Consider the following 12,640-nt stretch of genomic DNA (forward strand, 5'->3'; position numbering starts at 1 on the left):
CAACGACGTACAGCCACAACTGCACATCGCCGCACAGCCACAACTGAACATCGCGCGCACAGTCACAACTGAACAGCAGTCACAACTGAACAGCTACGGATGAACAGTCCCCGTCGGCCGCACGGAAGGAGCTCAGAACAGGTCCGGGCACCAGGGGCGCACGGACGAACGCAGTAGGGCGTCGGCCCCCCGGGCGGCGCCCGCTCGTTCTTCCCGGACCCGGCCCAGCGCCGTCAGCCGCACCGCCGACTCGTCGCCCAGCCAGAGCGACGCCAGCTCGGCCACGTCCAGCGTGAGGTCGGCGCTGCGGCTCGTCGGCGCGCAGGACGCGCCCTCGGGGCCCGCCTCCAGCAGAAAGCGCCCGCCGGCCAGACCGGCCCGGTCGACCACCTCCAGCACCAGCGCCCCCTCCGCCCCGTACGTCCGCGCCTCCAGAGCCCGTACGACGTCCAGGAGCCGTACCCACAGCCAGTCGGCCTGCGAGGTGATGCTCGCCGCCCGCGGGTCCGGCAGCAGGCGCGGCAGCAGGTCGTCCGGAGAGCGCGAGCCCGACTTCACCTGGGTGATCCAGTCGATGGAGCACAGGTAGTGCCACAGGGCGCGTTCGGCGGCCGGGGTCACGGAGATCAGCCAGTCCACCGACGCGGTGTTCCGCGGCTGCATGGCGTCGGTCCACTTGTCGTCCGACCGGTACGAGACCATGCCCTCGACCTCGCCGTCCGCCGAGCGGTACACGGCGTAGAACGGCTCGGTCCACTCGTCGCCGTACAGCCGCAGCACCCCGGTGTTCAGCTCCCACCAGGTGTCGTCGCGGCTGACCGCGCCGGGCTGGCCGAGGCGCAGCCGGGTGTGCAGGTCGGGGCCGAGCTTGCGGACCTCCTCGCCGTCGATCAGGTCGATCCGGCCGCCGTCCGCCGGGTCCGGGACCCTGCGGCCGCGGTCGAGGCCGGAGCGGGCTATGTCGATCGTCCACTCGGTCGTCGTGGTGGCCGGGCCGAAGCCGTAGCGGCCGTAGATGCGGTACTCGGCGGCGATCAGCGTGGCGACGACGTCACCGCGGTCCTTCGCGGCGGTCAGGTCGTCCGACATCAGGCGGCTGAGGATGCCGCGGCGGCGGTGGGTGGCGAGGACGGCGACGTTGGTGATGGCGTCGGCGGGGACCGGGGCCCCGCCGACCGTGGTCAGCTCCTGCGGGAAGGAGCGGAAGGTGGCCACGCACCGGCCGGCGTCGAAGGCGCCCGAGATGCGGGAGGCCGGGGTGGCGGCGCGGCGGGCGGCCAGTTGCTCCTCGGTGACGACCGGCGACCGCAGGAACCCCGTCTTCAGGGCGCGCATCCAGTCGGACAGCTCGGAGTCCTCGATCTGGCGGAACTCAAGTGCGGCGGAGGGACGGCTCATGCCCCCACGGTAAGCAGCGACCCCGCTTCACCGCGGCCCCTTTTTTCCGCCCCCGTGGGCCTCGGCCGCTTCTCCGCACCCCGGGCCCCGGCCGCCGTCACAGCAGCAGGTCGTCCACCTGGGCCTCGCCCTCCCGGTAGCGGCGCGAGATCTCGGCGCCCGCCTCGTCCGCGGTGTGCTGGAGGCCCTGGCGGCGGCGGGAGGCCTGCTGCTCGTAGCGCACGAGGCGGGCCATGGCCTCGTGGAGTTCCGGGTCGGTGCGGGCGCCGAGGTCGGAGAGTTCGACCTCGGCGAGCATCTCCGCGGCCAGCCGCCCGTACTCCTCGTTGTGCGGGGTGCCGAGCGTGACATGGCGGGCGGAGGAACGCTGGCGGGCCGGGCCGTCGGTGAGGATCTCCGGGAGGCGGGCCACCACGGAGGCCTCGGCCGTGGGCTTCGGCACGGCCGCCGGGCCCCGCCGGGAGAGTTCGGCCCGCAGGATGTCGATCCGGCCCTGGAGCAGCCTCCGTACATAGCTGAGGTCGGCCTCGTCGCGCTGGGCGTCCCGGCGCAGGGTGCGCAGCTCGGGCAGGCTCAGCCGGGCCAGGTCGTACGCGGGTGGATCCTCGGGCGGCGCCGGACTCTCGCCGCGCTGTGCGGGCGGCCGGTGTGTCTCCAGCCGCCCGGTACTCGGTGTGCTCATACGCCTCAACCGTCCCCTCGACCGGCGTGTGCAAGCATCGTGCCACCCCAACTGGCCACAATGTGACCGAGTGCCCCCGAACGGCCCTAGATGGGGCGTTAAGGATCAAAAGAAGCGTCCTCCCGGCCCCCTGCGAGCCCGCACGGCGCACCCGGCATCATGGTCGGCATGCGAGCGGTGGTGCAGAGGGTGGACGGCGCGAGTGTCGTCGTGGACGGCGAGACGGTCGGGGAGATCACCGGCGAGGGACTGTGCGTCCTGGTCGGGGTGACCCACGAGGACACCCCGGAGAAGGCCGCCCAGCTGGCCCGCAAACTGTGGTCGGTCCGCATGCTGCACGACGAGAGGTCGTGCAGCGACATCGACGCCCCGCTCCTGGTGATCAGCCAGTTCACGCTGTACGGCGACGCCCGCAAGGGCCGCCGGCCCACCTGGAACGCGGCCGCCCCCGGCCCGGTCGCCGAACCCCTCGTCGACGAGGTCGTCGCCCAGCTGCGCGCCCTGGGCGCCACGGTGGCGACGGGCCGGTTCGGCGCCCAGATGCGGGTGTCCCTGACGAACGACGGCCCGTTCACCGTGCTGCTGGAGATCTAGGGCGCGAACTAGGGTTCGACGACCACTTCCTGGGCGGCGGCCGTCGTACCGGCCATCAGCGGCGCGTCCACCGGCACGTTCCGCTTGACCAGGGCCAGGGCCACGGGGCCCAGCTCGTGGTGGCGTACGGACGTCGTGATGAAGCCGATCTTCCGGCCGTCGGGGTTCTCGTCGGCGACACGGAGTTCGGTGCCGGGGGCCGGGAGGTGGACCTCGCTGCCGTCGAGGTGCAGGAAGACCAGCCGGCGCGGCGGCTTGCCCAGGTTCTGCACCCGGGCGACGGTCTCCTGGCCGCGGTAGCAGCCCTTCTGGAGGTGGACGGCGGTGCCGATCCAGCCCAGCTCGTGCGGGATGGTGCGGTGGTCGGTCTCGAAACCGAGGCGCGGGCGGTGGTGCTCGACGCGCAGCGCCTCGTGGGCGAGGATCCCGGCCGCCGGGCCCGCCTTCTGCGCGTACGACTCCAGGTCCGCGCGCGGCAGGAACAGATCACGGCCGTACGGGGTCTCGCGGACGACGACACCCTCGGGGACCTCGGCGATCGAACCGGCGGGCAGGTGGACGACGGCGGTATCGGCCGTGCGGTCGGCGACCTCGACCCGGTAGAAGAACTTCATCGACTCCAGGTACGCCAGCAGCGTCTCCTGGGTGCCGGGTTCGACATGGGCCCAGACGGTCGTGCCGTCGTCGACGAGGTACAGCGCGTGTTCGATGTGGCCGTGCGCGGAGAGGATCAGCGCCTCGGTGGCCTGGCCGGTCGGCAGGTCGCTGACGTGCTGGGTGAGCAGCAGGTGCAGCCAGCTCAGCCGGTCCTCACCGGTGACCGTGACGACCCCGCGGTGCGAGAGGTCGACGAAACCGGTGCCGTCGGCGAGGGCGCGCTGCTCGCGGAACAGGTCGCCGTAGTGGGCGGCGACGCCTTCGTCGACACCCTCGGCGGCGACGGCTCCGGGCAGGGACAGCAGAGGGCTCTTCATAGCCATAAGCCTACGACTCGGTAGTTGAACCCTTCAGGGCCTTCCGGGAGCAGTCCTTGCACCGGCCGAAGATCGCGAAGTGCTTCATGTCGGTCTCGAAGCCGAAGGTGTCGCGCAGCTTGGCGGTGAAGGCCGCCGCCACGTCCACATCGGCCTCGATGACGTTCTCGCAGTCACGGCAGACCAGGTGGATGTGGTGGTGGCGGTCGGCGAGATGGTACGTCGGCGCCCCGTGCCCGAGATGGGCGTGACTGACCAGCCCCAGCTCCTCCAGGAGTTCCAGGGTCCGGTACACGGTGGAAATGTTGACCCCCGACGCCGTCTTCCTCACTTCCACGAGGATGTCGTCGGGGGTCGCGTGCTCCAGGGTGTCCACGGCTTCGAGGACAAGCTGGCGCTGCGGCGTCAGCCGGTAGCCGCGCTGCCTGAGGTCGCTCTTCCAGTCGGTGCTCACCACACCGACGAGTCTAGAACTACTTTCCGGGACTACTTCCGGGACTACTTGAAGAAAGCGATGCCGTCGTCCGGCATGTCGTCCGGCAGGGCCTTCGCCCAGCGCTGGACGTCCTCCGGGGTGACGACCTTCTTCAGGTGCGCCGACATGTAGGGGCGCAGCTCGACCTCGGGGGTCTGCTTCTCGCCGACCCACATGAGGTCGCTCTTGACGTAGCCGTACAGCCGCTTGCCGCCGGTGTACGGGCGGGAGGCGGCGGTGCGGGCCACGGCGTCCGTGACCAGGTCGATCTGCGGCTTCTGGTCGGCCATCTCGCCGTACCAGATCTCGATGACGCCGTCGTCGCGGGTCATCGTGACCTCGACCTTGCGGGCGCCGTCGATCCGCCAGAAGCCGGACTCCGACTCCAAGGGCTTCACCTTGTTGCCGTCGTCGTCCAGGACCCAGGTGTGGGACTGGTACTCCAGGAAGTCCCGGCCGTCGTGGGCGAAGGTGACCTCCTGGCCGAAGTTGCACTTCTCCGAGCCGGGGAAGTCGTGCACGCCCGCGCCCGCCCAGCTGCCCAGCAGGAAGGCGAGGGGGACGAGGTCCTTGTGCAGGTCGGACGGGATCTCGATCATGAGTGGCAGTTCCTGGACGTAGGGGTCAGCGCTGGCCCTGGTACAGCTTCTTCACGGTCAGACCGGCGAAGGCGAGGACGCCCACGCAGACCAGTGCCAGCAGGGCTTCGAAGAAGATCTCCACGGGGTGCTCCTCGGATGAGCGTGCTTCGGGGTACGTACAACAGAGCCGGGCCCCAGCTTACGCGGCCGGGGCCCGGCCCTCCCTACGAGGTACGTCCTGGGGTCAGCCGAGCAGCTGGCTCTGCAGGACGACCGTCTGCTGGAACGGAACGGCGGCGGCGGTGCCCTTGCGGGACTGCATGATCACCGCGATGACGTCACCGGCGCACAGGTAGGCCTGACGCAGGTGCTCGGCGCCGTACGGCTTGAACTCGTCGTAGGCGTAGCGCTCGATGTCCGTCACGTCGGCGGCGGTCGGGTAGCCGTCGTCGAACACCGTCACGTCCGCGCCGCGGGCGTTGAACACGGGCGAGTCGTACTCGGTGAACTCCTGGAAGACGTCCGCGGCCACCGCGCCCGTGTCGAACTGGAGCAGGTAGATGCCGGTGCGGGTGCCGTCCTCGGTGGTCCAGCCGCGGGCCGCGATGTGGCGCAGCCCCTGGTCGGTGAGCACCTGGCCGGCCTTCTCCCGTTCCTCGGCCACCGCGAACACCGCCAGGAAGTCCTTGGTGGCCAGCCACCCGTCGGTGCCGCGCAGCGCCTTGTCCTCGGTCGCCCCGACGGGTGCGGGCAGCAGCAGCTCCCGCAGGTCCGCGTAGTGGCTGTTGGACCAGTTCGCGGTGTCCAGGGGCCCCGGACTCCCGGCCGGCACCGGCGCGCGCGAGATCGCCGGATACACCCAGCGCCCGTCCGACTCGGTCGCCAGCCCCGGCACGTCCGTCCGCTCCATCCCCACGATCCCGTACGCCGTACCGGCCCCGAGCACCGCGAACACACCGGCGACGGCGGTCCAGCGAAGAACGGCACGCAGGATGCGGCGGTCCTTGGGTGGGGTGGGGAGGGTGTCGGGGGTGGGGAGGGTGTCCGGGGTGGCGAGGGTGCCCGGGGCCGGGTGACTGCCCGGGGCCGGGACGGATCCGGCAGCGAGGAGGGCTGCTGCCGTGGGAAGCGGGTCGGCGGCACCGGGCTCGGCGGGGGCGGGCTCGTTGCCGGCGGCGGGCTCGGCCGGCGGGGGCGTGCCGGTGGTCGGCTCCGGCGTGGATGCCGGTGCCGGTGCCGGCTCGGGCGTCGGCTCGGTGGCAGGCCTTGTCTGCGGCTGGTCGGTCATACGGCCTGTCCCGGGTTGTCGATGCGGTCGAGTTGGGCGGCGAAGAACTTGGTGACGAACTTGGCGTCGAGCGGGTCGGGGCCGTCGGTCGTGGCGCTGACCAGGACGTCTCCGACGTACGCGGTGCAGAACGCACTGGCCAGGTCCTCGTCCTTGCCCTTGGGCGTGAAGAAGCACTGCGCGTCCTTGTGGCCCTCGATCTTCGGGCCCTTGCGGAAGAAGTCCGTGTCGGCGAGGAACCCGTTGAAGGACGTGGCCATGTCGCGCACGGCGGTGCGGTTCTCCAGCCGGGTGAGCGTGACGGCGGTGGTGATCGAGTCCGTCATGTTGTAGTTCTCGTGGCCCACGACGTAGCTCCGCATCGCCATGCCCTGGATCCGCTGCTTGTCGACCAGCTTCTCCAGTTCCCGCCGGGTGGAGCGGGGCAGGTCCTTGAACGACTCCTTGCGCAGGGCCGTGGCCTGCGCACCGCTGAACTCGGCGTCCGGGCCGAACTCGTCGACGTCGGGCCCGCGCTGGTAGTCGTCGGTGCCGAACGGCAGGAAGAGCGCGCTCAGCCCCGACCCGGACTTCTTGTCCGCATCGCCCTTGTCGTCGTCCTTGGCCGCCGCCGGGAACTTCCAGGTCGGCTTGCCGGGGTCGCGGTCGGCGTCCCGCACGGTCACGACCGTGAAGCCGACGCCACCCACCACCGCCCCCGCCGTCACCAGCGCCCCGACCACGGCGGCGATCCGGCCGGGACGGACCTTCCGGGCCCGCTTCCCGACGACGGTCTGCTCGACAACGGTCTCCTCGACGACGGACTCGGCGACGGCGCCCTCGATGATCTCGGGGTTCTCGCTCACAGCTTCCCCATCTGCCGCTCGGCCAGGTCCATGATCTTCGCCTTGGGAATCGGCTTGCTGTCGTAGATCACGATCTCCATGTACACATCGCCCCGCCAGGCATACGCCTCGGCCGTGTAGAGCGGGAGGTACCCCGGCTCCCGGTCGGGCGTGTCGTGCACGAAGACCGTCCCGTTGCCCTCACCGGTCCCTGGCAGGGGCCAGCTGCGGGTGTCGTCCTCGTCCTCGGCCCAGTAGTAGCCGTTCTCGGCCCACTCGGACGCCGCCGCCTTGCTCTCCTGCCGGAACTGCGCGAGGTAGATGTCGACGTTGTACGTCTCACCCACCCGCCACGAGGTCACGGCCGCCCGCCGGAACTCGTCGTCGACGAGGTTGTCGAACGTGGCGGCCGGCCGCTCGTACCGGTCCGCATACTCGGCCAGGTCCATCCAGCCGTCGGTGCCCAGCGTGTACTCGGTGTCCCGCGCGCCCTTGGGCCGCGACACCAGCAGCTTGCGCAGGTCGCCGTCCATCTTGACCTTGCGGTCCTGCGCCGCCGACAGCGGTTCGACCTCGCCCTTGGCCTGCCCGACCACGGGCTGGGAGAGCGGCGGCAACTTGGTGGGCTCGCGCTCGGCCTGGACGAGGTAGCCGGTGCAGGTGCCGGCGACGACACCGAGCACGGCGGCGCCGACGATCATCAGCGTCGTACGGCCACGCCGGCGGGGACGAGACACGGCCACCTCGGCCACCTCGACCGTCTCCGCCGTCTCTGCCGTCTCGACCGCCGGGACCGGCTCTTCCCCTCCTCTTGCGGGATCTTCCATCCCATCCCCCTCAGAACGTGAAGCGCGCCTTCCGAATCGCGCTTCACAGGAGACCGATGGTCAACACGAGGAGTTGTAAGGGAGTTGATTACGATTCGGCCATGGCGAAGAAGCTCGTGATCAAGGTGACCGCGGGGGCCGATGCCCCCGAGCGGTGCTCGCAGGCGTTCACGGTCGCGGCCGTGGCCGTGGCCAGTGGTGTGGAGGTCTCCCTGTGGCTGACCGGGGAGTCGGCGTGGTTCGCGCTGCCGGGCAGGGCCGCGGAGTTCGAGCTGCCGCACGCGGCCCCGCTGCCCGATCTGATCGACTCGGTCCTGGCGGCCGGCCGGCTCACCCTGTGCACCCAGTGCGCGGCCCGGCGGGACATCACGGAGAAGGACGTGATCGAGGGCGTACGGATCGCCGGCGCACAGGTGTTCGTGCAGGAGGCGCTGGCCGACGACACCCAGGCGCTCGTGTACTGAGCGCACTGAGGGTACTGAGCGAACTGAGCGGCTACGGCGAGCGCCGCTTCTTGCCGTCCAGCTCGTCCCACCACTCGTCGGACTTGGGGTCGCCGGAGGGGTCGTCCCACCAGCGGTCGTCCGGTCCGCGCCGGTTGGCGACCATCGCGGCCAGCGGCGGGATGACCATGGCGACCACGCACATCCCGACGGCGACCGGGACCGACCAGAGGCGCACGACACCCCAGGCCAGGACGAACAGGCCGATGCAGGTGCCCATCATGGCGAAGTAGATGTGCCGCCGGCGCGCGTACATACGTCCAGCGTAGGTCCGCGATCGGCGTCCGGCGAAGACGTGCGGAAAGGCCTGAGGGCCGTACCCCAGGTGTCCGACCCGCGGGGTACGGCCCTCAGGCCGTCGGGCGTCCGTCACAGACCGCCCCGAGACGCTCAGACCGCGATCGCGACCTCCGCGAGACCGCCCTGCTGGGCGACGACCGTGCGGTCGGCCGTGGCGCCGGGCACGAGGGCACGGACGGTCCAGGTGCCCTCGGCCGCGTAGAAGCGGAACTGTCCGGTGGCGGAGGTGGGGACCTCCGCGGTGAACTCGCCGGTCGAGTCCAGGAGGCGGACGTAGCCCACCACCGGCTCGCCGTCCCGGGTCACGTGACCCTGGATCGTGGTCTCACCGGGCTTGATCGTCGAGGCGTCCGGGCCGCCGGCCTTCGCTCCACACATGTCTTTCTCCAGAGGGGGTCTGACCAGAAGGTCGGGTCGGTTGGGTTACTTGTTGGCGCCGAGCTCGATCGGCACGCCGACGAGGGAGCCGTACTCGGTCCAGGAGCCGTCGTAGTTCTTGACGTTCTCGACACCGAGCAGCTCGTGCAGGACGAACCAGGTCAGGGCCGAGCGCTCGCCGATGCGGCAGTACGCGATGGTGTCCTTGGCCAGGTCGACGCTCTCCTCGGCGTACAGCTCCTTGAGCTGGTCGTCCGACTTGAAGGTGCCGTCGTCGTTGGCGTTCTTGGACCACGGGATGTTGCGGGCGGACGGGACGTGGCCCGGACGCTGCGACTGCTCCTGCGGAAGGTGGGCCGGCGCGAGCAGCTTGCCGCTGAACTCGTCGGGCGAGCGCACGTCGACCAGGTTCTGCGAGCCGATGGCCGCCACCACGTCGTCACGGAAGGCGCGGATCGAGGTGTCCTGCGGCTTGGCCTTGTACTCGGTGGCCGCGCGCTCGGGGATCTCGGTGCCGTCGACCAGCTCGCGGGCGTCCAGCTCCCACTTCTTGCGGCCGCCGTCGAGGAGCTTGACGTTCTCGTGGCCGTACAGCTTGAAATACCAGTAGGCGTAGGACGCGAACCAGTTGTTGTTGCCGCCGTAGAGGATCACCAGGGTGTCGTTGGCGATGCCCTTCCCCGACAGGAGCTTCTCGAAGCCCTCCTGGTCGATGAAGTCACGGCGGACCGGGTCCTGGAGGTCCTTGGTCCAGTCGATCCGGATCGCGTTCTTGATGTGGTTCTTCTCGTAGGCGGACGTGTCCTCGTCCACCTCCACGACGGCGATGTTCTCGTCGTCCAGGTGGTCCTGCAGCCAATCGGCGTCGACCAGGACGTCGCTGCGGCTCATGCTCGTTCTCCTCCGGGGCAGTTGCGGCGGGGGTGTGCAAGAAGAAAGGGGTACGCGACCGGGTCTCGCCGGCGGTCGGCGCACGGATGCCCTCGGAATCGAGGGCGCCGGGAGGGCGCGGAAGGCCGGCGGCGCTTCCGCTCAGACAGTGCGACAGAGCATGGCGGCGACGCGGCACAGGTCGACTGCCCGCCGCTTCGTGAGATCCGCCTGTCCCCGCGAACGGAGGACGTCAGTAGAGCACTGCATGGGCTCGATCGTAGGGACGGACAGGCGGGCGTGTCACCAACAAGCCGAATGGTGAGACGCGATCGTCCGAATGGCGGGATGCAGAACGCGCCCGAGCCGCCCCCGCACGGCTTTCGGGCGCGTGTATCCGCCATCACATCTACGGTGCGGACGGCTGCGTCTCGCCTGTCGGACACCCGCCGTCCATCGCCGTCCATCGCCGCCCACCGGCTATCCACCGCAGGACGGCCAGGACGGCCGGAACAGCCCTACCCGGCGAGCCGGACGTTCGAACCCTTCACCGTGATCTCCACACCGCTCTTCGCCGCCTCGACCTTGTCCAGCTGGATGCCGCCGGGCAGGTCGTCGATCTTCTGCTCGAAGTCGGTGATCGAGCGCACCTCGTTCTCGGCGGCCTGGACCCCTGCGAAGCTGGGCAGCGAGTCGGCGTGCACCCGCACGGTGTCGCCCTTCGCGGTGACCGTGCTCAGCACGGAGAGCGGCTGGGGCAGCTTGGTGCCGAGGACGGTCGCCTCGACGGTGACCTTGATCTTGCCGTTGCCGCCGTCGGAGAGGCCGATCACCCGGGCGGTGATGCCCGGCGCGACCTGGGTCGCCTCGGACTTGGCGGTCTTCAGCAGCTCGTCGTAGGCGATGCTCGCCGTGCCCGAGGCGCTGGCGGCCGTGGCGGAGCTGTAGTCGCCGGAGAACTCGACGCCCTTCATGTCCGCGGTGAGGTCGTCGATACGGATCGTCTGGCCGTCGGTGCCGGTGGGCGCCTGGTAGTCCTTGATGCCGACCTCGACGTCGTCCAGCGAGCCGCCGACGACCTGGGTGAGGAAGGGGAAGCCCTTGATGGACACATCCGGGGTGGCCGCGAGGTTCTCGCTGGTCTTCAGCTTGTCCGCCGCCTCACCCTCGGCGAAGTTGACCGCGAGCCGGTCCGCGAGCACGAACAGGCCGCCCAGCACCACGACGACGATCAGCAGTATTCGAAGCGCACGCATGCGGCTGTTCCCCCACCCGGATGACCTGACTGTCACTTGACCACCCACGGTAACCCTCTGCGGAAGAGCCACCGCGAAATTGTCGATCAGCTGTGACACGTCTGCCCACCCGGTGCCGGCCCACGCCGTACCCCGGCGAACGCCCTACGCCAGCGCCCGCCCGAGCACATAGACCGCCGGGGCCGCCGCCGCCAGCGGCAGGGCCACGCCCGCCGTGAAGTGGACGAAGCGGGAGGGGTAGTCGTAGCTGGCGACCCGGTGGCCGATCAGCGCGCACACCGCCGCACCCGCGCCGAGCAGCGCGCCCGACGCCCCCATGCCGGTCATCCCGCCGACCGCGATGCCCGCGCCCGCCGCGGCGAGCAGGGCCACGGCCACGGAGGCCAGGGTGGGCAGCGGCAGCGCCCGGGCCAGGATCGCCACCGCGACCGCGGCCGCGCCGACCGACACCGCGTCCGGGTCGGCGCCCAGATGCCCGGTTGCCAGGACGGCCAGGGCCGAGGAGGCGACGGTCGCCATCAGGCCGTACATGCGCTCGTCGGGGTCGGCGTGCGAGCGCAGCTGGAGGACCAGGCAGAGCAGCACCCAGACGCCCAGCGTGCCGAGGATCGCCGCGGGCGCCTGGTCCCGGCCGGCCACGAGCAGCGCCGCGTCCGAGACCAGCGCGCCGAGGAAGGCGAGCGCGATGCCCTGGCGGGCCGGCCACATGCCGTTCAGCCGGAACCAGCCGGCCGCGGTGACCGCCTGGAGCACGACGAGCGGGACGAGCAGCGCGTACGAGCCGACGGCCGCCGTCCCGGAGAGCAGCAGGCCGAGCAGCGCGGTGAGCGCCGCCGGCTGCATGCCCGGCTCGATGATCGGCGAGCGGCCCTCGAGGCGGGCGCGCTGGGCGTCGGTGATCCGGGCGTTCCCCGCGATGGTGGCGGGGCCGTACCCGGTCTCGGCCGCGGTGCCGCCCGCGGGGGCGGACTCGGGCGCGGGCGCGGGATCCGGCGCGGGCGACGCGTAGGGCGCGGCCTGCGAAGCCTGCGCCCGCGAGGCGTGGGCATGCGAGGCGTGGGCCTGGCCGTGCGGGGCCTGAGGAGCCTGCTGCTGCCAGGCCGCCGCCGCGGGGTACCCCGGCGTCTGCCCTGTCTGCGGCGGCAGATACGCCGTCTCGGCGGGGTCCTGCGCGGTGACCGGCGGCTGGACGCTGGTCTCCCAGGTCTGGCCCTGCCACTGCTGCGTGTACTGGAGGTGGGCTGCCTGCGGGTCCTCGTACCCCTGCTGCTGCCCGGGCCACGCCTGCTGCTGTGCCTGCTGCGGCGACTGCGGCTGCTGTTGCCCGGCGTGGGGGTGCGGGTCGTACCCCTCGTACCCGTCGTACCCCTGGTACGGCTGCTGCGGCTGATACGGCTGCTGCGGCTGGTCGGTCATCGTCACCCTCCTGCGAACGGCGGGAGCACCTCGACCGTGCCGCCGTCGGCCAGCCGTACCGTCTCATGTTCGCGGGTGCCCACGGGATCACCGTCGACGAGGAACGAGCATCGCCGCAGGACACGCGTGAGTTCGCCGGGGTGTCGCTCCCGCGCGGCGTCGAGTGCCTCGGCGAGCGTGGCCGCGTCGTACGGCTCCTCGGCGACACCGGCCGCGGCCTTGGCGGCCGCCCAGTAGCGCACCGTGACCTTTGCCATCTCGTCCCTCAGTCGGT

17 protein-coding genes are annotated in these 12,640 nt (G+C 71.0%); 2 read left to right on the top strand and 15 right to left on the bottom strand.

Annotated features, from left to right (window positions below):
• Window positions 1–132: 132 nt before the first annotated feature.
• Together ACZ6D7_RS35950 and ACZ6D7_RS35955 are read right to left on the bottom strand one after the other, a co-directional pair.
• On the bottom strand, window positions 133–1,398 hold the full coding sequence (locus tag ACZ6D7_RS35950) for a GNAT family N-acetyltransferase (protein ID WP_469500190.1): 1,266 nt from the start codon (window positions 1,396–1,398) through the stop codon (window positions 133–135).
• Between the two features lie 97 nt (window positions 1,399–1,495).
• Window positions 1,496–2,080, bottom strand: a complete 585-nt coding sequence (locus tag ACZ6D7_RS35955) for an RsiG family protein (RefSeq protein WP_469500192.1) — start codon at window positions 2,078–2,080, stop codon at window positions 1,496–1,498.
• A 168-nt stretch (window positions 2,081–2,248) separates the two neighbouring features.
• Between ACZ6D7_RS35955 and dtd the strand changes: the two genes are divergently transcribed.
• Window positions 2,249–2,674 (top strand): D-aminoacyl-tRNA deacylase, encoded by a 426-nt coding sequence (gene dtd / locus ACZ6D7_RS35960; RefSeq protein ID WP_469500194.1) that lies wholly within the window; start codon window positions 2,249–2,251, stop codon window positions 2,672–2,674.
• 8 nt (window positions 2,675–2,682) lie between these two features.
• Here dtd and ygfZ read toward each other — a convergent pair whose 3' ends face one another.
• From ygfZ to ACZ6D7_RS35990, 6 genes are all read right to left on the bottom strand, one after another.
• Window positions 2,683–3,648, bottom strand: coding sequence for a CAF17-like 4Fe-4S cluster assembly/insertion protein YgfZ (gene ygfZ / locus ACZ6D7_RS35965; RefSeq protein WP_469500196.1), 966 nt, complete (start codon window positions 3,646–3,648; stop codon window positions 2,683–2,685).
• A gap of 10 nt (window positions 3,649–3,658) precedes the next feature.
• Window positions 3,659–4,105, bottom strand: coding sequence for a Fur family transcriptional regulator (locus ACZ6D7_RS35970; protein ID WP_469500197.1), 447 nt, complete (start codon window positions 4,103–4,105; stop codon window positions 3,659–3,661).
• Window positions 4,106–4,146: 41 nt separating this feature from the next.
• On the bottom strand, window positions 4,147–4,722 hold the full coding sequence (locus ACZ6D7_RS35975) for a heme-binding beta-barrel domain-containing protein (RefSeq protein WP_469500199.1): 576 nt from the start codon (window positions 4,720–4,722) through the stop codon (window positions 4,147–4,149).
• A 226-nt stretch (window positions 4,723–4,948) separates the two neighbouring features.
• Entirely contained in the window at window positions 4,949–5,992 is a 1,044-nt protein-coding gene (locus ACZ6D7_RS35980) for a hypothetical protein (protein ID WP_469500201.1), read from the bottom strand.
• Window positions 5,989–6,837, bottom strand: a complete 849-nt coding sequence (locus ACZ6D7_RS35985) for a hypothetical protein (RefSeq protein ID WP_469500203.1) — start codon at window positions 6,835–6,837, stop codon at window positions 5,989–5,991. Before ACZ6D7_RS35985 ends, ACZ6D7_RS35980 begins: the two co-directional genes overlap by 4 nt.
• Window positions 6,834–7,643 carry a hypothetical protein gene (locus ACZ6D7_RS35990; protein WP_469500205.1) on the bottom strand — a complete coding sequence of 270 codons (810 nt, stop codon included), beginning with the start codon at window positions 7,641–7,643 and terminating at the stop codon, window positions 6,834–6,836. Before ACZ6D7_RS35990 ends, ACZ6D7_RS35985 begins: the two co-directional genes overlap by 4 nt.
• A gap of 101 nt (window positions 7,644–7,744) precedes the next feature.
• On the opposite strand from ACZ6D7_RS35990, the gene ACZ6D7_RS35995 reads away from it, so the two are divergent.
• Window positions 7,745–8,107: a DsrE family protein gene (locus ACZ6D7_RS35995; RefSeq protein ID WP_450948457.1), complete on the top strand. Its 363-nt coding sequence runs from the start codon at window positions 7,745–7,747 to the stop codon at window positions 8,105–8,107.
• Window positions 8,108–8,138: 31 nt separating this feature from the next.
• Here ACZ6D7_RS35995 and ACZ6D7_RS36000 read toward each other — a convergent pair whose 3' ends face one another.
• The 7 genes from ACZ6D7_RS36000 to ACZ6D7_RS36030 form a co-directional block, all read right to left on the bottom strand.
• Window positions 8,139–8,402: a DUF3099 domain-containing protein gene (locus tag ACZ6D7_RS36000; protein WP_469500208.1), complete on the bottom strand. Its 264-nt coding sequence runs from the start codon at window positions 8,400–8,402 to the stop codon at window positions 8,139–8,141.
• A 134-nt stretch (window positions 8,403–8,536) separates the two neighbouring features.
• Window positions 8,537–8,824 carry a DUF1416 domain-containing protein gene (locus tag ACZ6D7_RS36005; protein ID WP_469500210.1) on the bottom strand — a complete coding sequence of 96 codons (288 nt, stop codon included), beginning with the start codon at window positions 8,822–8,824 and terminating at the stop codon, window positions 8,537–8,539.
• A gap of 45 nt (window positions 8,825–8,869) precedes the next feature.
• Window positions 8,870–9,715, bottom strand: a complete 846-nt coding sequence (locus ACZ6D7_RS36010; RefSeq protein WP_469500212.1) for a sulfurtransferase — start codon at window positions 9,713–9,715, stop codon at window positions 8,870–8,872.
• A 141-nt stretch (window positions 9,716–9,856) separates the two neighbouring features.
• A complete protein-coding gene (locus ACZ6D7_RS36015) occupies window positions 9,857–9,964 on the bottom strand; it encodes a putative leader peptide (protein ID WP_469500214.1) in 108 nt (35 codons plus the stop codon).
• A gap of 248 nt (window positions 9,965–10,212) precedes the next feature.
• Window positions 10,213–10,950, bottom strand: a complete 738-nt coding sequence (locus ACZ6D7_RS36020; RefSeq protein ID WP_469500216.1) for an LmeA family phospholipid-binding protein — start codon at window positions 10,948–10,950, stop codon at window positions 10,213–10,215.
• A gap of 144 nt (window positions 10,951–11,094) precedes the next feature.
• Window positions 11,095–12,366 carry a hypothetical protein gene (locus ACZ6D7_RS36025; RefSeq protein ID WP_469500218.1) on the bottom strand — a complete coding sequence of 424 codons (1,272 nt, stop codon included), beginning with the start codon at window positions 12,364–12,366 and terminating at the stop codon, window positions 11,095–11,097.
• Between the two features lie 2 nt (window positions 12,367–12,368).
• Window positions 12,369–12,623, bottom strand: coding sequence for a MoaD/ThiS family protein (locus ACZ6D7_RS36030; protein ID WP_469500220.1), 255 nt, complete (start codon window positions 12,621–12,623; stop codon window positions 12,369–12,371).
• Window positions 12,624–12,640: the final 17 nt, after the last annotated feature.

This window comes from Streptomyces sp. NPDC041784, from assembly GCF_055591025.1.